The sequence below is a fragment of the Paenibacillus sp. FSL W8-1187 genome, assembly GCF_037965485.1.
GTDB lineage: Bacteria > Bacillota > Bacilli > Paenibacillales > Paenibacillaceae > Paenibacillus_O > Paenibacillus_O pasadenensis.
In genome coordinates, this window is the sequence record NZ_CP150181.1 from 2,871,356 (window position 1) to 2,889,683 (window position 18,328).

Consider the following 18,328-nt stretch of genomic DNA (forward strand, 5'->3'; position numbering starts at 1 on the left):
TCTCCTCGCCTCGTTAAAGTCAATGCTGGGAAACCTGCCGCTCCTCGAACTGATGGCGGTGCAGCTCGCGATAGCGTCCGCCGGCGCGCATCAGCTCATCATGGGTGCCCCTCTGCTCGATGCGCCCTTCGTGCAGCACGAGAATCTGATCCGCGCGGCGGATCGTGCCAAGCCGGTGGGCGACGACGATCGATGTCCGGCCTTTCATGAGGCTGGCCATCGCCTTTTGGATCTCCAGCTCCGCGAGCGTGTCGACGCTGCTTGTCGCCTCGTCGAGCAGCAGCACATCCGGGTCGGCCAGCAGCGTGCGCGCGATCGAGATGAGCTGGCGCTGGCCCAGGCTCAGGTTGCCGCCCTCCGGAGCAAGGCGGGTGTCGTAGCGGTCCGGCAGCTTCTGGATGAAGCGATGCGCCTGCGCCGCGCGCGCCGCCGCCTCCACCTCCGCGTCGCTCGCATCGAGCCGACCGTACCGGATGTTCTCGCGGACGGTGCCGCTGAACAATTGCGTCTCTTGCAGCACGATGCCGATCCGGCTGCGCACGTCGTCGCGATGCAGCGAGGCGAGGTCGACGCCGCCGATGGAGATCGTGCCGGAGGTCGGATCGTGGAAGCGCGCGAGCAGCGAGACGATCGTCGATTTGCCGGCGCCCGTCGGGCCGACGAGCGCGGTCATCGTGCCGGCCGGGACGGCGAAGGAGACATCCCGCAGCACCGCTGCGCCTGCGCCATACCCGAAGCCGACCTCGCGGAACTCGACCTCTCCCTGCAGGACAGGCGGCCGCTCGCAACGCTCCGCGGCGGAGCGCTCCGGCTCCGTGTCCAGCGTCTCGAAGATGCGCTCGGCGCCGGCGACGCCGGCTTGGATCAGGTTGTACTGGTTGGCCAGCTCGTTGACCGGTCCGCTGAACTGGCGGGAATACCCGAGGAAGCTGACGACGAGGCCGACCGAGGCGAGCTCGCGCGAGGCGAGCCAGCCGCCGGCCGCCGCGATCAGCAGGTAGTTCAAGTGGCCGAGCAGATTCATGGACGGCCCCATCAGGCCGGAGTAGATCTGCGCCCGCGTGCCGGCCGCCCGCAGCCGCTTGTTGACAGCGGAGAATTCGGCTGCTGCGCGCTCCTCTTGGTGAAACAGCGTGACGACGTGGCGGCCGGTCACCGTCTCCTCGATGCGGCTGTTCGCCTCGGCGAGCTCGACCTGCTGCAGCTTGAACTGGCTGCGCGTCGTGCGGGCGACGAGCCGCGCCACGCCGTATAGCAGCGGCACCGTCGAGACGGCGACGAGCGTCAGCAGCGGCTGCAGCCACAGCATGAGCGCCAGGCTGCCGACGATCGAGATGACGCTGGAGATGAGCTGCACGAGGCTCTGGTTCAAGCTGTTCGAGACGTTGTCGAGGTCGTTGGTCGTGCGGCTCATCAGCTCGCCGTGCGAGCGCTGCTCGTAAAAGCCGACGGGCAGCCGCTGCATGCGGGCGAACAGCTCGCCGCGCAGCTGCCAGACCGTGCGCTGGGTGACGGCGGCGAGCAGCCGCGCCTGCAGCCAGCCCGCCAGGCTGCCGAGCAGATAGACGGCGGCCAGCGTCAGGCAGATCGCGGCGAACCCTCCGCTGCCGCCGATCAGCGCGTCGAGCGCTTGCCCGGTCAAATACGGAGCTGCAAGCGCGCAGCCCGAAGCGCCTAGCGTCGAGACGCCGATGGCGAGCAGCAGGCGGCGGCTTTGCAGCAGATAGGCGCCGAGGCGGCGCAGCGCCGTGGAGGTTTTCATGCGGGCTCCGCCCCTTTCTGGGATTCATCCAGCTCTCGGTAAAGGGGGCTCGACGCCAGCAGCTGCTCCTGCGTGCCGACAGCGGCCAGCCGCCCTTCGTCCAGCACGACGATCCGGTCGCAGCGGCGCAGCGAGGCCAGCTTCTGCGAGACGAGCAGCAGCGTGCAGCTCTCGCCCATCCGCTCGATCGACTCGGTGATCGCCGTCTCCGTGGCGGCGTCGACGGCGCTCGTGCTGTCGTCGAGCAGAAGCAGCTCCGGCTTCAGCAGGAGCGTGCGCGCGATCGACAGCCGCTGCCGCTGGCCGCCGGACAGGTTGACGCCTTTTTGCCCGAGCCGGGTGCCGTAGCCCTCCGGCAGCGCGCCGACGAAGCCGGCCGCAAAGGCGCTGCCGGCCGCTTCGAGCATGTCGGACTCCGGGGCGTCCGGGCGGCCGTAGCGGATGTTGTCCGCGATCGAGCCGCTGAACAGATGCGCCTGCTGAAGCACGAGTCCGACCTTGGAGCGAAGCTCCTCCGGGTCCCATTCGCCGAGCGGCTTGCCTTGAAGGCGGATCGATCCTTCGGTCGGCTGGAGCAGGCCGGCCGTCAGCAGCGCGAGCGTCGACTTGCCGGATCCGTTCATGCCGACGATGCCGATGCTCTCGCCTCGCCGGATGCTCAGGCTGAAGCCGCGCAGCGCGTATTCGTCCGAGCCGGGGTAGCGGTAGGCGACCGCGCTCCATTCCAGATACGGCGCTTCCCGCGCAGCGGCTCGAGCGCTCTCCGGCATACCTGATGGATCGTCCAGCGGCGCATCGCCTTGCTGCAGGGCGGCGTCTGCCGCTGCGTCACGCGCCGCATTTGGATCGACTTCTGGCGCTTCTTTGCGCTTTCGCTCCGCATCTGCATGGCTGCCGGAACCCGCTTCGTCCTTCGCCCCCAGCACCTCGCGGATGCGGGTCGCGGACGCCGTCGCCCGGGACAGCGTCAGCAGATGGTTGCCGAGGCCGTTCAGCGACAGCAGCAGCTGGCTCAGATAAGTGAGGTAGGCGGCCAGCTGCCCCGGCTGGATCGAGTCGGAGCCGGCCAGCGCTCCGCCGTACCAGAGCGCCGCCGCCGTCGTGAAGCCGAGCAGCAGCGACAGCAGCGGCTGGCTGAGCGCGCCGATGCGAGCGGCGGCAAGGCTGCTCGCGCGGTAGCCGTCGTTCGCGGCGCCGAATCGCGCTTCCTCATGCGGCGCGCGCACGAACGCCTTGACGACGCGCATGTTCGCGAGGCTTTCCTGCAGCCGCGTATTGACCTCGTCGAGCGCCTGCTGCACCGAGGCGAACAGCGGCACCGTCGTCCGCTTCAGCCAGACGAGCAGCACGGCAAGCGCAGGCACGGTGACGATGAGCACGAGCGACAGCCGCGGGCTGAGCGCGATGCACATGACGAGGCTGCCGAGCGCGATGAACAGACTGCGAGCCAGCATCCGCAGCGCGACGAGCGTCGTCTGCTGGAGCTGCGAGACGTCGCCGGTGAGGCGCGTGACGAGGCTGCCGGTGCCGAAGCGGCCCAGCAGCTCCGGCGACAGCCGCATCGTCCGCCGGTAGAGGCCTTCCCTCAGATCGGCGCCGAACCGCTGGGAAGCGAGCGTGGAAAAGACCGTGCAGCCGATGCCTCCCGCCAGGCCGACCAGCGCGGCCAGCAGCATCCACCCGCCGACCGTCCAGATTGAGGAGGTGTCCCCGCCGATGATGCCCTCGTCGAGAATGCGGGCCATCAGCCTCGGCTGCAGCAGGTCCATCGCGACCTCCAGCAGCATGAGCAGCGGAGCCGCGACGGCGACCGCGAGATGAGGCCGCATATAGCTGCGCAGCCGAATTCGAGCCGCTTGCGGCGGCGAGCCGGTCGTTTTGTTCATCAGACATCCCAACTTTCCGTTTTGCACTTTACGATATATCGTATTGATTTAAGTTCCATTTTAAGGCGGACCGTCTTCATCGTCAATGCTGAAAACGCCGCGCATGGCCGGCGCACGGCGAGATGGGAATCATCGTTTCGGACGGCGATGCTGCCCCGTCCGATCCATCGCAGCGTCTCGCTTCGGCTTTGGTGGCTATGCCATGGTTGCCAGAGCCGAAACGGCGCCTCCTTCCCGTTGCGGGCATTGAAAACCGGCATCCGCTTCGCGGAGCAGACCCCTGACCGGCAACCGCTTCGCGGAGCGGAGACTCGTTCCGATCTCCCTGGAGCCCAGATTCCTTTGATCCCATTCCCCAGCAGGGGTGGAATCCGGCCTCCAAGGTAACCGCTGCCGCTTCTCCACGAGTTCCCCGCCACGCTTCGCTCCGGTCCGCAAGCTCTACTCATGTCCCGCATACGGAGCGCAGCTCCACAACACCAAGCCCCCACTTTCCTTTTAGATCCGAGCTGCTCGGTTTTTCCGCGCAATTCCCCCCCGTTTCGCCACCTGCCTACCGGAGTTACTCGGTTTTTCCGCGCAACTCCCTCCATTCCGCCACCAGCCAACCCGAGTTACTCGGTTTTTCCGCGTAACTCCCTCCGTTCCGCCGTCCGCCTACCCGAGTTACTCGATTTTTCCGCGCAACTCCCTCCGTTTCGACTCCTGCCTTCCCGAGCTGCTCGGTTTTTCCGCGCAATTCTCCCCCATTCCGCTCATTAGCACAGTTAAGTAACTCGATTATTTCGACTTAACGCCTCAACTTCGAGCCTCCATCTACTATTCCTTACTCGAACGAGCTTACCCAGGAGCGTCAGCTCCTCCGATACTTACGCATCGGAGAGGGGATTCTGTCTACTGCCTCCCCGGCATGCGACAAGGCGAAGCGCTGCGAAATTCGTGTTCCATAGGCCGGCTGCTCCGGCTCACCCCGGATACGAGCAATAGTCAATGCTGAAAACGCCACGGGCATCATGCCCGTGGCGCTCTTGCATCAGCCTGCATCAACTTGCATAAGCGTCAGTCAGCCTCAACTTGCCTCTGTCTCAACTTGCCTCAGCCGACGACCGGCGCGCTGCCGGCTCGGCTCCCTTCGACCGGGAATCCATCCCGCTGCCAGTACTCGATGCCGCCGAGCATCTCCTTGACCCGGAAGCCGAGCTCGGAGAAACGCAAGCCTGCTTTGGCCGCGCCGTTGCAGGCCGGGCTCCAGCAGTACAGGACGAGCAGCCGGTCCTTGGGCCAGCCGGCCGTCGAATCGGGGCTGATATCGCCGTACGGCAGGCTGACCGCCCCGGCCGCATGGCGTTCCGCATAGGCGGAGGCGGCGCGAACGTCGACCAGCAGGAACGAGTCGAGGCCGGTCAGCTGATCGTGGCGCACATCGGACGGATCCGTCTCGACGGACAGCTTCCCGAGGAAGTGGCGGCGCGCTTCTTCCGGCGATGCGGCAGGCGTTTCATGGACGAGCGAAATCGGGCTTTTCATCGGTCATCATCTCCTTGGCTTAGGTTTGTTCAACCTTGGAAATGATCCTACCACGAGCCGGCCCGCATCCGTTATCCAACGGTTTCGATGGCAGCCATCGCCCGCGCCGATGGATCACGCTCTTCGAGGCGGCTCGGCTCCCTCTGTCCGTCCGAGCGGTACGTCGGCGCCGACGCTGGCCAGAAACTGGACAAACGCCGGCGACGACCGCCGCTTCGGCAAATGGACGAGCTGGATGTGGAACTCGGCGGCCAGCGGCTCCGTGAACGCGGCGGCGCAGAGCTTGCCCTCCTCGACCTCCTGCCGCACGGCGATCGACGGCAGCAGCGCGACGCCCAGTCCTTGGGCGACGCAGCGCTTGATCGCCTCGATGCTGCCGAGCTCGCAGGAGATCCGCGCCTCCGCGCCGATCTCCTGGAGCCGCCGCAGCAGCGCCGCCCGGTACGTGCAGCCGTCCTCGGTCAGCACGAGCGGCTCCCCGTCCAGCTCCGCTGCAGCAGCCTCCGTACGCCCGGCCAGCCGATGGCCCGGCGCGCAGACGAGCAGCAGCGGCTCCGGCCGCAGCAGATGCACATCCAGCTCCGGCTCCCGCAGCGGCGGATCCAGAATGAGAGCCGCATCGAGCGTGCCCGACTTGACGCCGCGGATCAGCTCCGGCTCATTGCCGGGCAGCAGCGTCAGCGAGACGTTCGGCTGCCTCTGCCGAAAAGCCTGCAGATGCGGCGGCAGGAAATACGAGGCGAGCGTCTCAATTGAGCCGATCGTCAGGCTGACCTCTACCGCCGCTCCGACCGCTTCCAGCGACTCGGCATGCAGGCGCAGCATCTCCTTCGCATAGCCGAGCAGCTTTTCGCCCGCCGCCGTCAGCTCCATCCTTCTGCCTCTGCGCTCCAGCAGCTCGGTTCCGTACAGCTCCTCCAGCTTCTGCAGCTGCGCCGTCACGCTCGACTGGGCGTAGCCGAGCCGTTCGGCGGCCTTCGTGATGCTGCCGCAGGCGGCGACCTCGCGGAAGCTTCGCAGGCAGATCAGGTCCATCGGCCTTCCTCCTCGCTCAGGGATGGGATAAAAAAACAGACCCGCGCGTAAGCGCGAGTCCGGCGGAGGCGGTCATTCGGCGTAGTCGACGTTGTGATACACCTGCTGGACATCCTCGAGATCCTCCAGCGTGTCGATGATCTTGTCAAACTGCTTCTGGGCGTCTTCCGGCAGCTCGACGAAGTTCTGCGCGAGCATCGTCAGCTCGGCGACGCTGAACTCCTCGATGCCCGATGCGCGAAGCGCCTCCTGCACGGCATGGAACTGATCCGGCTCCGCGTAGACGAGCACGTCCTCGTCCTCTTCCACGATGTCGCGCACGTCGACGTCCGCTTCGAGCATCAGCTCCATGATCTCGTCCAGCGACTTGCCGGATACGCCGATGACGGCCGTGGCGTCGAACATATAGGCGACCGAGCCGTTCACGCCCATGTTGCCGCCGTTTTTGCTGAAGGCGGCGCGCACGGCGGAGGCGGTGCGGTTGACGTTGTTCGTCAGGGCGTCGACGATGACCATCGAGCCGTTCGGCCCGAAGCCTTCGTAGCGGAGCTCCTCATAGATCTCGTCGGAGCTGCCCTTCGCTTTTTCGATCGCGCGGTCGATGATCGCCTTCGGCACGTTGTACGTCTTGGCGCGCTCGAGCACGACCCTCAGAGCTCGGTTCGATTCCGGATCCGGCTCGCCCTTGCGGGCGGCGACGTAGATCTCCAGGCCGAACTTGGCGTAGATACGGCTTGTATTGGCGTCCTTGGACGCCTTCTTTTCCTTGATATTGTTCCATTTGCGACCCATGCTGAACCAACTTTCCGCTTGAATTACCCTCGCCTTGCATCCTTTTCCGGTGAAGGAGGGCGCCTTGAGCTCTCTCCCTATTATACTTACCGCGGGCCGCGCTGGACAAGTCGGAGTCGGGATGAGATTGTCACGCCGGTCGCGAAGTCGAACAGCATAAAGAGGCCGCATGAACAGGTCTGGACCACCGACCTTTCACGCAGCCTTTTTTTTATCAGCTTATGAATCCGCTCGCTCTCATCCCTAGCCCCAGTATTGCTTCGCGATCTTCTGGCCTTGATCGATCTTGGCCCATTGCTCGTCTTCGCTCAGCTCGTTGCCGCCATCGCAGGAAGCGAAGCCGCATTGATGGGACAGCAGCAGGCGATCCTTGTCGATGATCTTGGACGCTTCGTCAAGCAGGCGCACGACGCGGGCTTCATCGTCCAGCGTATTCGTCTTCGAGGACAGCAGGCCAAGCACGATTTCCGTCTCCGGCTTGTCCTTGAATACTTCAAGCGCCTCCAGGGAGCCGGCGCGGTCGTCGTCCCATTCCAGGAAGAACCGATCGTAGTTCAGCTGCTTCAGGAACAAGTTGGCGATCTTGACGTACGATCCTCCGCCCATGTTGCGGGAATCGTAGTTGCCGCGGCAGTTGTGGGTCCACATGCTCAATCCGAGGCTATGGCCGTAGTCGATCAGCGTATTGTTGATGTCGATGAATTCCGCGGCGAGCGCCTGGACTTCCGATTGATTGATCTGCTCGCCGGTATACGGCGAGTTCGGATTGTCATCCGCGAACAGCTCCCACAGGCAGTCGTCGAACTGCAGGATCTTGCCGCCGACAGCGGCGAAGTCCTCGACAAACTCCTTGTAGGCCTTCACCAGGCCTTCTTTGAGCTCCTGGGTCGTCTGATAGACGGCGGCCGCGCCTCCGATATTGCCGGACCAGGACAGCTCCCCGAAAATATGCGACGGAGACGGCACGCAGAGCTTCGTCGGCTGCTCGCCGGCCGTTTCCTGCAGCTGCCGGAACGTCTTGAGGAAAGGGTGGTTTTTCCCGCTCAGCTCGCCGGTGATGCGGAGGCCGATGTCCTTGCGCGTCTCATATTTGGAAGTGCCATCTATGTCGCGGAAGAAATAGCCGTGGTCGGCAATGTAGCGCTTCACTCCACTGAATCCCCAGACAAAATCCAGATGCCACATCGATTTGGAAAATTCCCCGTCAGTCACGATCGACAGCCCATGCTCGATCTCTTTTTTCACCACTTGCCGGATCGCATCGGCCTCGCACTGCTCATACCCTTCGAAATGGTCGTAAAAAGGATATTGAATGTCGTCGCGATGTTCGATCTGCGTCTTGTAGCCGAGCAGCTCTTTCGGGCGAAGCAAGCTGCCTACGATCTGAAACTTGTCTGTCATTTGGGATGGCCTCCTCATTCTGCAACTGCTGCTTATGCGTACAACCAGTATACCAAGCCGCTTGTCGCTATCGGAAAGCCCAATAAACCATAGCTGGCTATAGCTAATCGCTATAGAGACTGAATCTTAGATCTCGTCTTATGAACCTGGAAGACTGGCCGCGATCCAGAGGCACTCCTTCCCGTGTATAAGACGAAAAAGGAGTACCAGCAGGTACAGCCCATTCAGCGCGGTCAACTTCGGGTGCCAGCCTACGCCTGGTTTATTTCTTTGAAATGAAATTCGTTATATCCAACGTCTTGATTTCTGAACCATGGTCTGTACCTTCTTGATTATAAGTCACCAAATCAAACGAAATGGATTTCCCATTAATTAGCTTTAGATCGCGCAAATCTTGATTATTCTCGGTTTGAAATATTTTTTGGTTTTGATTGTCCTTAATGTCCAACAAATAGAGGGCATGATTTGATGAAACGGCCCCCTCTCTCTGTTTTCAACATTATTTTCGGAATTTGAGCAAAAAGAAAGACAGCCTGCAGCTGTCGTCGAGTTTTGAATATGGATTTATCTAACCTTCCGTTTAACTGTTTTTTTATTCTGGGTGGAAAAAGGATTTCTACGTATCATTTTCGTTGCATTCCTGCTACCGCCTCCACATGGCTTGTGTGCGCGATATTGCCGATTTAAACGATTTTTTTGTTAAGCGAAGCGAGCCTAGGGAAATCGCATTCCTGACCTCATTATTGCCAGTGATGCTCTCAAGCGCCGTAGTCGGATTCACTGCCCAAAAATCGGTGAAGCCAATATCACTGCTGTGATAAATATGAGCTGTAGCAAAGTACGGACAAACAATCCTGGCACCGGCTTGCCGCCAATCGTCAGTTTTTCTCGTGCAGCACGCACATTTGCAGGAAACATAGCAATCAGCAGAACCGTTAAACAAACGGAAGCGGCTTCGGAGGTGGCTGGAATCATGATACCGATCGCTGCTGCGATTTCGAGCCACCCGGTTGCCGTCACGATCAAATCTCTTCTTGGGAATGATGGAGGAACCATCCGGATCAGATCAGAACGCCTTTTCCCCCAGTGAGCGGTAGCGGTAAGCAGCAACATGACAGCAACTGCTCCTTGCAGTGATGGATGCCAGCCGTCAAAATAAGCCCAACCGAAAAATCCAGCAACTCGAAACAATAAAAAAGATGCGATAAGTACAATAAAAGGCGCCACCTTGATCCCTCCTTTGAAATTAAAAATTTTCATGATCATGTTTGAGAATAGCAAGCAAAACACGAAGCCGACGATATGGAAGACCAGCCATCATTTCTTGATCCACTCTTCTTTTACTTCTTATATTTTAAACTACTTATCATGAATGCCGATAAATCTTGGGCTGTAAAAGACGCCGTAATCGCCGGTAATGAGGAACGGACACGCAGGCCGAGCGAGATCAGAACGAACATTTCAGCCATTTTATCCGAATCAACCGATTCTTGAATAACACCGTGCTGCTGGCCAATCGAAATCCATTGTTTGGATAAGTCTACTGCCCGCGTATAAAAATTTTGGAGCACATCCGCGACAGCAGGCTCTTCTTCCCTGCCGAGCAAATACATCAACACCGTGTTTGTCACATCATGTTTATCTTCGAATGCCAGAAGGCTGTTCGAAATGATTTGCATCGGCCTGTCGAAAGTCTTGCCGCTTAATTCCACTTCGTTCATGAAATGCTTGTTGGTCTCTTCGAGCCGTTCCTGCAGCACCCAAGCAAAGATTTCGTCTTTGCTCTTCACGTAATGGAAGATCGCCCCCTTAGATAATTCCGATCTTTTCATGATATCCTGCATGGTGATAGCGTGGCAGCTTTTTTCCTGCAACAATTCTTTCGTTGAATGAAGTAATTTCTGAGTCGTTTGTTTCCTGCGGTCCTCATTTTTCAAGTTCATTCCTCCACGAACAGTAAACTAACACCTGTTTGAATTATATAAACAGACCGTCGGTTTGTAAATAGAATATGGCTGAATAGAGAAAAAAAACAATTCATCCTTCTGATTCATATTGTCTCTAGTAAACTTTATGCACTTCCACCACCTGCGGTATGGTCGTGACTTTCACCCGTTAGTCGTTGCGCCGCCAAGCGCACAACGAGGCTGCCGCGATCGCAGCAGCCCATTGTGATCCATGCTTCTGAGCGGTTACTTTCACATCTCATTTCGTACCATCAATATGAGGCATTCCACATGGCTCGTCTGCGGGAACATGTCCACCGGCTGCGCCCACTCCAGCCGGTAGCCTCCGGCGAGCAGCACCTTGGCGTCCTTGGCGAGCGTGGCCGGATTGCAGCTCACATAGACGAGCCGCGTCGGCCGCGCGGCCAGCACGGCGTCCAGCAGCTCGCGGCCGCAGCCGGTGCGCGGAGGATCGACGACGACGACGTCCGGGCGCACGCCTTGGCGCACCCACTCCGGCAGCAGCTCCTCCGCCCGGCCTTCATAAAAGCGGGCGTTGTCGATGCCGCTCGTCCGCGCGTTGTCGCGCGCGTCCAGCACCGCCTCCGGCAGCAGCTCGATGCCGCGAACCTCTCTCGCTCCGGCCGCGAGCCAGAGGCCGATCGTGCCGGTGCCGCAGTATGCGTCGACGACGAGCTCGCTGCCGCTGAGCGCGGCGGCTTCCTGGACGGCTCCGTACAGCTTGACCGTCTGCTGCGGATTGAGCTGGAAAAATGCGCGCGGAGAAAGCGAGAACCGCAGCTCGCCAAGCGTTTCCTCCAGCTTGTCCTCTCCCCACAGATGGATCGTCTTCTCTCCGAATACGAGCGGACTGCCGCCTTTGTGGATGTTGTGCGAGATCGAGCCGACCTGCGGCAGCTCGCGCCTCGCCGCCTGCACGAAGCGTCGGCTGTCCGGGAAGCGGTCGCCGGCGGTGACGAGCGTCAGCTGCAGCTTGCCTGTGCGGCGGCTGACGCGCACGGCGATCGTCTTGACGATGCCTTGGCGCTTCTTCTCCTCGTAAACGGGGATGTCCAGCTCTTCGAGAATCCGCTTCGTCTTCTCGACCGCTTCGTTCAGGCGCGGATCGTGGACGGCGCAGCCGCTGATGTCGACGAGCTGCCTCGTGCCGAGCGAGTACAGCCCGGCGACGAGCCCGCTCTCGCCGCGTCCGGCCTGCAGCTGCGCCTTGTTGCGGTACGCCCAGGGATCGTCCATGCCGAGGATCGGACGGAGCGGCAAGCGGTCGATGCCGGCATAACGCTGGAACGACTCCCGCACGAGCTCCTCCTTGGCCCGCAGCTGCGCTTCATAGGTCATATGCTGCAGCTGGCAGCCGCCGCAGCTGTCGTAGACCGCGCATGGCGGAACCTGCCTGTCGGGGGACTTCTTCTCGATCTCGACGAGATCGGCCTGCAATTGGAGGCGTCCATACTATACCCGAAATTCAGGAAGAAAGCGGGTGTGATCGTGAAGGGTAGAGTGATGAATGTCTTCCAGGTTTTTCTCGTCCTCATGCTGTCCGACGGCCTGGCTTGCCACGTCATCATCAATCCGATGCTGCTGGATGCATCCGGTCGCGATGCCTGGATTACCGCGATCGCCGCGGGCGTGTTCTTCGTGCCCTGGAGCCTGATGATCGTCTACATCATGAAAAAAAGCGGACAGCAGCATTGGCGGGAATGGCTGGGCGAGCATATGCATCCGGTCTTCTCCTGGATTCTCGTCGTTCCGGTGCTGCTGGTGATGTTTCTGCAGGCGATGGAGTGCGTCATGCAGACCGTCAGCTGGCATATCACGAACTATTTGCCCGCCAGCAATCCGCTGCAGCTCGGGATGCTGCTCATTTTCATCTGCGTCATGCTCTGCTGGTGGGGCTTTCGCGTCGTAGCCGTCGCCTCGGGCATCCTGCTGCCGATTGTCGTCGGACTCGGCCTCCTCGTCGCCTCCGGCAACAGCGAGATCAAGGACATGTCGCTGATGCTCCCCATTCTGGAGCATGGCTGGAATCCCGTCTTTCGGGGCATGACCTACGCCGGCGCCGCTTATTCGGAGCTCATGTTCATCCTGATGCTCCAGCACCGGATCCGCGGACGAATGAAGGCGTGGCATATGCTGATCTACTCCTGCGTCATCGTTTTCATCATGGTCGGTCCGGTCATCGGCGCAATCACCGAATTCGGTCCCGAGGAAGCGGCCAACCAGCTCACCTCCCCTTACGAGCAGTGGAGGCTGCTGCGAATCGGTCAGTATATCGAGCATCTGGACTTCTTTTCGATTTTCCAGTGGCTGTCCGGCGCGTCCATCCGTATCGTGCTGCCAGTGCTCGTGCTCGCGGAGACGTTCGCCAGCAGAAACGAGAAGGCCCGCCGCATCTTCATCCTGGCCGTGTTTCTATTTTACGGCGCCGCCACGTTCGTTCCATTGGACGAGTACGATATGTACCTGTTCATGTACACCTATTTCATGCCGGGAGTCACGCTCGTGCTGCTGCCGACATCGCTAGTCTGGTTCATCGTCGCCCTGTGCATCAAGCCGGACAGAAGGAGGGATTCCGATGGAGGACAACCGCAAGACGGATCAGACGGACAACCGGAAGAAGAAGGAAGCGAGCAAGGACGAGAGCAAGCAGAAGGAGAAGCCGGAGCGGGATCGGAAGAGCGGACCTCCGGGCACGAAGCAGCCAAATCCGGACGAGCGTCCGGACAGCCGCAAGTCTCAGGGGCAAGCGCGGCGCCAGGAAGCGGAAGCGCAGGAGGCGCCGGCTAAAGGCTGGACGAAGGAGGAGCTGAAGCGCGTCTTCGAGCATTCGGCTGACGTGATCGTCAAGAGCTCTTTTTTTGGACGGGACAACGCCAAGGAAGTCGTGCTCGTCTTTTCGGTCGGCCTCTGCGACACGATGATGATCAACCGACATGTCCTGCCATCGCTGAGCGCCCATTTTGACCGGGACGAATCGCTGACCCGTCCGCTGCTCCGGCTGTCGGACGCACTCACGATCGAAGGCTTCGTCAAGACGCCGATGCGGACCGAGCTCGAGGAGGCCGTCTATTCCGGAGCGCTGCTGCTTCTATTCGTCCGGGAAGGCTTGCTGGCGTCCGTCGATCTGTGCAACGCGCCGAGAAGGACGCCGGATGAATCCAGCACCGAGATCTCGATCAAAGGTCCGCGCGATTGCTTCATCGAGGATCTGGACACGAACGTCGCGCTGATCCGCAAGCGGATCCGCTCCAGCTCCCTGCATGTGGAGGGCTTTACGGTCGGCAGACGGACCCGCACGCGGATATCGCTGCTGTACATTCACGATATCGCGGATCCAAAGCCGCTCGAGGATGTGCGCAAGCGCCTCCGGGAAATCGACATCGACGGCCTGTACTCGATCAATCAGCTGGAGGACCTGCTGCTGCACAATCGGTTCAAGATCCTGCCGCTGATCGATTTCACCGGCCGGCCCGACTTTGTCGTCACGAGCCTGCTCAACGGGCGCTTCACGATTATCGTCGACGGCAATCCGATGGTGCTGATCGCCCCGGCGACGCTGTCGTTCATCCTGAAGTCGCCGGAAGACGTGCACTTCAACTTCTCGTATGTATCGTTCTCCAGAATCATCCGGATTCTGAGCATGTTCCTTTCGATCTTCCTGCCCGGAATATGGATCGCGCTCATGGCGTTCCACCAGGACCAGATTCCCTTCCGCCTGATGGCCACGATCTCGGTCGCTCGGCTGGGGCTGCCGCTGTCCGCGCAGATGGAGATGCTGCTGCTCCTGCTGCTGCTCGAAATCTTCAAGGAAGCGGGCGTCCGGCTCCCGAGCGCGATCGGGCAGACGCTCACCTCGATCGGCGGGCTCATCATCGGCGACGCCGCCATCCGGGCCGGCCTCGTGTCGCCGTCGGTCGTCGTCGTCGGTGCGATTACCGCCGTAGCGGGCGTGACGCTGGTCAACCAGGTGCTCAGCACGGTGGTGAGCATCTTCCGGATGTTCTTCTTTTTCCTTGCTTCCTTTTTCGGCATGTACGGGGTCATCCTCGGCATCGTGCTCATGGTCGCCTACATGGCGAGGCTGCAGTCGTTCGGCGTGAGCTATCTCGCACCGCTGTCGCCGCTGCTGCCGAAGGATGCGCTGATGTCGTACCTGCGGCTCCCGTTCGCCTATATCACCAAGCGGCCGGACAGCATCGCCAAGTCCGGACAGGACGATGACCATCAAGGAGGCGACATGACGTGAGGAAGCTCCTTCTCGGAATTCTGGCGGCGCTGCTGCTTTCCGTGCAGGGCTGCGGCAACTCGAAGGACATCCAGTCGCTGGCTTACGTGTCGGCTCTCGGACTGGACTACAAAAACGGCAAGTACGTCGCGTACGTCCAGGTGCTGAACTTCAGCAACATCGCGCGCAGCGAGGCCGTCACGCTCGGCGAAGAGGTTCCGATCTGGATCGGGCGCGGCGACGGAGAGACGATCTCGGGAGCGATCGCCGAGACGAACGCCACCTCCCAGTCGCGGCTGTTCTGGGGCCATGTGAAGGCGGTCATCGTGACGGAGAATTTCATGAAGCGCGGTCTATCCGGGCTCACCTCCTCGCTGCTGCGGGACAGGCAAGCCCGATATACCGTGCTGTTCTACGGAACGAAGGAAAAGATGGAGGACATTCTGACGCAGAAGTCGATCTTCAACCTTTCGCCGCTGGATACGATGATGTTCACCGCCGTGCAGATGAATACGCAGAAGGCGTACATCCTGCCCGTGAACGCGAACAAAGCGTTCGCGTATCTGAACGAGCCCGGCGGCGCCGGCATGCTGCCTGAGATCGGCATCTATCGCCACACCTGGCACGAGGACTTCAAGAAGAAGCCGATGTTCATCATCAAAGGGGCGTTTTTCTTCGAAGGCTACAAGTACAAGAACCATATGGCGATGGAGCCGCTCAAGGGCATACGCTGGCGGGACGAGAAGCTGGACCTCACTCCGCTCAAGCTGCTTAAAAATGGCCGGCCATCCGCCGTGCTCATGCTCGGCCATCCACGGTTCTCGATCAAGATCCGAGTCGAGCAAGGCAAGCCGCGCTACGACGTCAAGATCAAGACGACCGGCTATATTTCGGAGCAGGTCCAAAAGGCTACGATCCAAGAGCTGCAGAACGAAGCGGCACTAGCGATCCGCAAGGAAGTGCAGAATACGTTCGCGATCGCCACGGCGGAAAAGACGGACTGCTTTCGGCTGCAGCTCGAGCTGTACCGCAAGCATCCGGAGCTATTCCGGCAGCTGATGCGTCAAGGTCCGTTTTTCCTGGAAAGCGACTCCCTCGCCTCGGTCGAGGCGGACGTGTACATCCGGACGACCGGCAAGTTCAAGGGCAGCGTATATTCGGACAAGCAAGACGGCGATGAAGACGGGTCCTGAGGGGCCCCTTTTTTGCCGTTTTTGGTTTATAATCGACGAATCAGGTTTACATAATTATTCGTACAAATTTAATGGGGCGAAAAACGACCCGACGCAGCCTTGCTGCGCCAGGCACTTGCTAGCCGCGATGGGCCTGCTCTTCCTCCTCGACCGGCTTGAACCGCTGCTTGGCGAAAAAGTAGCCGAACAGCAGCGCGATCAGCGTGTAGATGATCGCGGTCACCGTGAACGCTCGCGCATAACCATGGTACGCTCCGTATCTCGCGACGAGGCCGGTGCTGATCGGCGCGGCGATGAACCAGCCGAGATTGAACATCGCCTCCCCCGAGCTCGCCGCCAATCCTCGCAGCGACCGATGCACGTACCTCATCTTGATCGTGCTGTAGAACGGATTCGCCGCGTTCATGAGCGCCTGCCGGAACAGATAGCCGAAGCTCGCAAGCCAGAATTGATGCGTGTAGGCGGTCAGCACGAGGAACGGAATCGAGCTGAGCTGCAGCCATACGACCGCCTTCACCTCCCCCATCCTCCGGGCGATCGCCGGACCGAGCAGGAACGCGATCGCCGTCGCTCCCTGGCCGAGCGCCACGACGAGGCCGATGCTCGAGTGCGAAGCGTGGAACCTATCCTCGAAATAGACATTCAAATAGGGCACGACCATGCCGCCCGCCATCGCGGACAGCAGGCTGAGCAGCGTAAAGGCCGCGATCGCCGCATACGACGAGCGATGCAGCCGGAAGCGCTCGCGGAAGCTTGGCTTCGGCGAGCTCGCGGCGGCGGCAGCCGCCCCGGCCGCGCCGGCCGGGGCGCCGAACTTCAGGATCGGGACGAGCCCGGCCGCCGCGATCGCGACGCCGACCAGCAGCGTCGCCCGCAGGCTGGCGAGCTCGCTCCAGCCTCCGATCGCTCGCAGCGCGTCGCTGATCAGCCCGCCTCCGAGATTGCCGGCGACATTCGCCGCCATGACGAGCGCCATGTTGAAGCTGAACAAGTGGACGCGCTCCCGCGGCGAGGAGTTGTCGGCCATGAACGGCAGGATCGTGGCCGATACGATCGCTTGCGCCATGCCGGCCGCGAAGGCAAGCGCGGTCAGCTGGCCGCTGCCGGCCGCGAAGGCGCGGGCCGCGAGCACCGCGATGACGGCCGCCGCTCCGATGCCGATCATCCGCTTCGCGCCGAACCGGTCGTTGGCGAGGCCGGCGGGGATGAGGATGAGCGCGGCGGCCAGAGCCGTCGCCCCGACGATGTCTCCCACCATCGTCGGCGCATGTCCGAGAGCTTTGACATAGAGATTGTAGATGAGGCTGTACATGCCGAGACCGATGTTCCACAATAGGTTGAAGACGAAAAACAGCCGGATGTTGCGGCTGTAGCCGCCCAGCTGCTCGCGCCACTCTTGGATGAAGGTAGACATGTCCTCCATCGTACCGCAAAAGGCGGTTTCCTACAACGGGAACAGCGGGAGGAATCGGCCGCTCAGCGGATGTCCGCGCCCAGGCATCCGCGAAAATGCTGAAGCGCCCATTCGTGGCCGACCGCGTTGAAGCTGGCGACCGCCCGCTCGTGGATGACGAGCCGGTAGCCGAGATTGTAGGCGTCGACGGCCGTGTGCAGGATGCAGATGTCCGTGCAGTCGCCGACGAGATGCAGCTCCCGCACGCCTCTCTCCCGCAGTCGCAGGTCCAGGTCCGTGCCGGCGAACGCCGAGTAGCGGGTCTTGTCCCGGTACAGCACGTTCGGCAGCCCGCGGATCTCCTCGTACAGCTCGCCCAGCTTGCCGTACAGCTCCCTTCCCTTCGTCCCCCGCAGATTATGCGGCGGGAACAGCTTCGTTTCCGGATGCCAGGCATCCCCCGGTTCATGCACGTCGACGGCGAAAACGACCCACTCCCCGGCCTCGGCGAACTCCCGCGTCAGCCGCACGACCTCGTCCTCGATCGCCCGGCCCGGCTCGCCGCAGGTCAAAGCTCCGTCCTCCGCGATGAAATCGTTCGTGTAGTCGATGTTGATGAGCGCTCTTGCCATCGTCCATCCCTCCGCTTGTCGTTTTCCCCATCCTACCGAATCGCGGCTGCCGCTGCAAATCGGCCGAGGGATTGACGGAAGCGGCTTCGCCCGCTAGCATACGAAAGTGGAAGGAGCGTGTCCCCATGCCAACCGCTTTTGTGCTCGGAGCGGCATTTTTGTTTCTCGGCGTCGCGATCGGAGCGTTCGGCGCGCATGCGCTGAAGGCCCGCCTGGCCGGCGATGCCGGCAAGAACTATCAGACCGGCGTGCTCTACCATCTGCTGCACGGCGTCGGCATCGTCGCTGTCGGCGCATCGCCTGAGGCGGCCTCCTCGTCGCTGGTGCATGCCGCGGTGTGGCTGTTCGCCGCCGGCATCGTGCTGTTTTCCGGCAGCCTGTACGCGCTCAGCCTGAGCGGAGTGAAGAAGCTCGGCGCGATCACGCCGCTCGGCGGCCTGGCCTTTCTCGCCGGCTGGGCGCTCGTAGCGATCGCCTACATCGGATAGCGGAGCGAGTCCGATCGCAAGAAAAAG

General features: G+C 61.3%; 15 protein-coding genes. 4 read left to right on the plus strand and 11 right to left on the minus strand.

The features are described 5' to 3' along the window. Positions 1–19: 19 nt before the first annotated feature. From NYE40_RS12395 to rlmD, 9 genes are all read right to left on the minus strand, one after another. Entirely contained in the window at positions 20–1,762 is a 1,743-nt protein-coding gene (locus tag NYE40_RS12395) for an ABC transporter ATP-binding protein (RefSeq protein WP_101809149.1), read from the minus strand. Next, positions 1,759–3,648 (minus strand): ABC transporter ATP-binding protein, encoded by a 1,890-nt coding sequence (locus tag NYE40_RS12400; protein WP_052332900.1) that lies wholly within the window; start codon positions 3,646–3,648, stop codon positions 1,759–1,761. Before NYE40_RS12400 ends, NYE40_RS12395 begins: the two co-directional genes overlap by 4 nt. Positions 3,649–4,743: 1,095 nt before the next feature. Next, the gene (locus NYE40_RS12405; RefSeq protein WP_028597242.1) at positions 4,744–5,175 is read right to left on the minus strand and encodes a rhodanese-like domain-containing protein; all 432 of its coding nucleotides are present in this window, start codon (positions 5,173–5,175) and stop codon (positions 4,744–4,746) included. Positions 5,176–5,289: 114 nt separating this feature from the next. After that, complete coding sequence (locus NYE40_RS12410) at positions 5,290–6,210, minus strand: LysR family transcriptional regulator (RefSeq protein ID WP_052332901.1); 921 nt, start codon at positions 6,208–6,210, stop codon at positions 5,290–5,292. Positions 6,211–6,282: 72 nt separating this feature from the next. Beyond that, the gene (locus NYE40_RS12415; RefSeq protein ID WP_028597243.1) at positions 6,283–7,002 is read right to left on the minus strand and encodes a YebC/PmpR family DNA-binding transcriptional regulator; all 720 of its coding nucleotides are present in this window, start codon (positions 7,000–7,002) and stop codon (positions 6,283–6,285) included. 243 nt (positions 7,003–7,245) lie between these two features. Further along, positions 7,246–8,403 carry a cobalamin-independent methionine synthase II family protein gene (locus NYE40_RS12420; RefSeq protein WP_028597244.1) on the minus strand — a complete coding sequence of 386 codons (1,158 nt, stop codon included), beginning with the start codon at positions 8,401–8,403 and terminating at the stop codon, positions 7,246–7,248. 777 nt (positions 8,404–9,180) lie between these two features. Beyond that, positions 9,181–9,630: a DoxX family protein gene (locus tag NYE40_RS12425; protein WP_028597245.1), complete on the minus strand. Its 450-nt coding sequence runs from the start codon at positions 9,628–9,630 to the stop codon at positions 9,181–9,183. 113 nt (positions 9,631–9,743) lie between these two features. Next, a complete protein-coding gene (locus NYE40_RS12430; protein ID WP_240478911.1) occupies positions 9,744–10,346 on the minus strand; it encodes a TetR/AcrR family transcriptional regulator in 603 nt (200 codons plus the stop codon). A gap of 255 nt (positions 10,347–10,601) precedes the next feature. Beyond that, positions 10,602–11,807, minus strand: a complete 1,206-nt coding sequence (rlmD, locus tag NYE40_RS12435) for a 23S rRNA (uracil(1939)-C(5))-methyltransferase RlmD (protein WP_052332902.1) — start codon at positions 11,805–11,807, stop codon at positions 10,602–10,604. A 51-nt stretch (positions 11,808–11,858) separates the two neighbouring features. Between rlmD and NYE40_RS12440 the strand changes: the two genes are divergently transcribed. From NYE40_RS12440 to NYE40_RS12450, 3 genes are read left to right on the plus strand one after another with little or no spacing between them, the layout of a single operon-like run. After that, positions 11,859–13,157 (plus strand): endospore germination permease, encoded by a 1,299-nt coding sequence (locus NYE40_RS12440; protein ID WP_339278520.1) that lies wholly within the window; start codon positions 11,859–11,861, stop codon positions 13,155–13,157. 19 nt (positions 13,158–13,176) lie between these two features. Further along, positions 13,177–14,616 (plus strand): spore germination protein, encoded by a 1,440-nt coding sequence (locus NYE40_RS12445; RefSeq protein ID WP_339280051.1) that lies wholly within the window; start codon positions 13,177–13,179, stop codon positions 14,614–14,616. Then, entirely contained in the window at positions 14,613–15,788 is a 1,176-nt protein-coding gene (locus NYE40_RS12450; RefSeq protein ID WP_339278521.1) for a Ger(x)C family spore germination protein, read from the plus strand. Before NYE40_RS12445 ends, NYE40_RS12450 begins: the two co-directional genes overlap by 4 nt. Positions 15,789–15,906: 118 nt before the next feature. Here the strand turns inward: NYE40_RS12450 and NYE40_RS12455 are convergent, their stop codons facing one another. Together NYE40_RS12455 and NYE40_RS12460 are read right to left on the minus strand one after the other, a co-directional pair. After that, positions 15,907–17,202, minus strand: coding sequence for an MFS transporter (locus NYE40_RS12455; RefSeq protein WP_028597247.1), 1,296 nt, complete (start codon positions 17,200–17,202; stop codon positions 15,907–15,909). Positions 17,203–17,264: 62 nt separating this feature from the next. Further along, positions 17,265–17,813 (minus strand): isochorismatase family cysteine hydrolase, encoded by a 549-nt coding sequence (locus NYE40_RS12460; RefSeq protein ID WP_028597248.1) that lies wholly within the window; start codon positions 17,811–17,813, stop codon positions 17,265–17,267. A gap of 125 nt (positions 17,814–17,938) precedes the next feature. On the opposite strand from NYE40_RS12460, the gene NYE40_RS12465 reads away from it, so the two are divergent. Further along, positions 17,939–18,301 (plus strand): DUF423 domain-containing protein, encoded by a 363-nt coding sequence (locus NYE40_RS12465; RefSeq protein WP_028597249.1) that lies wholly within the window; start codon positions 17,939–17,941, stop codon positions 18,299–18,301. Positions 18,302–18,328 lie beyond the last annotated feature (27 nt).

What these genes read in the sequence shown, in the direction of transcription:
- NYE40_RS12420 (WP_028597244.1), bottom strand. Translation starts at nt 8,403, where the DNA reads ATGACAGACAAGTTTCAGATCGTAGGCAGCTTGCTTCGCCCGAAAGAG.
- NYE40_RS12395 (WP_101809149.1), bottom strand. Translation starts at nt 1,762, where the DNA reads ATGAAAACCTCCACGGCGCTGCGCCGCCTCGGCGCCTATCTGCTGCAA.
- NYE40_RS12455 (WP_028597247.1), bottom strand. Translation starts at nt 17,202, where the DNA reads ATGTCTACCTTCATCCAAGAGTGGCGCGAGCAGCTGGGCGGCTACAGC.
- NYE40_RS12465 (WP_028597249.1), top strand. Translation starts at nt 17,939, where the DNA reads ATGCCAACCGCTTTTGTGCTCGGAGCGGCATTTTTGTTTCTCGGCGTC.
- NYE40_RS12415 (WP_028597243.1), bottom strand. Translation starts at nt 7,002, where the DNA reads ATGGGTCGCAAATGGAACAATATCAAGGAAAAGAAGGCGTCCAAGGAC.
- NYE40_RS12400 (WP_052332900.1), bottom strand. Translation starts at nt 3,648, where the DNA reads ATGAACAAAACGACCGGCTCGCCGCCGCAAGCGGCTCGAATTCGGCTG.
- NYE40_RS12460 (WP_028597248.1), bottom strand. Translation starts at nt 17,813, where the DNA reads ATGGCAAGAGCGCTCATCAACATCGACTACACGAACGATTTCATCGCG.
- NYE40_RS12405 (WP_028597242.1), bottom strand. Translation starts at nt 5,175, where the DNA reads ATGAAAAGCCCGATTTCGCTCGTCCATGAAACGCCTGCCGCATCGCCG.
- NYE40_RS12410 (WP_052332901.1), bottom strand. Translation starts at nt 6,210, where the DNA reads ATGGACCTGATCTGCCTGCGAAGCTTCCGCGAGGTCGCCGCCTGCGGC.
- NYE40_RS12430 (WP_240478911.1), bottom strand. Translation starts at nt 10,346, where the DNA reads ATGAACTTGAAAAATGAGGACCGCAGGAAACAAACGACTCAGAAATTA.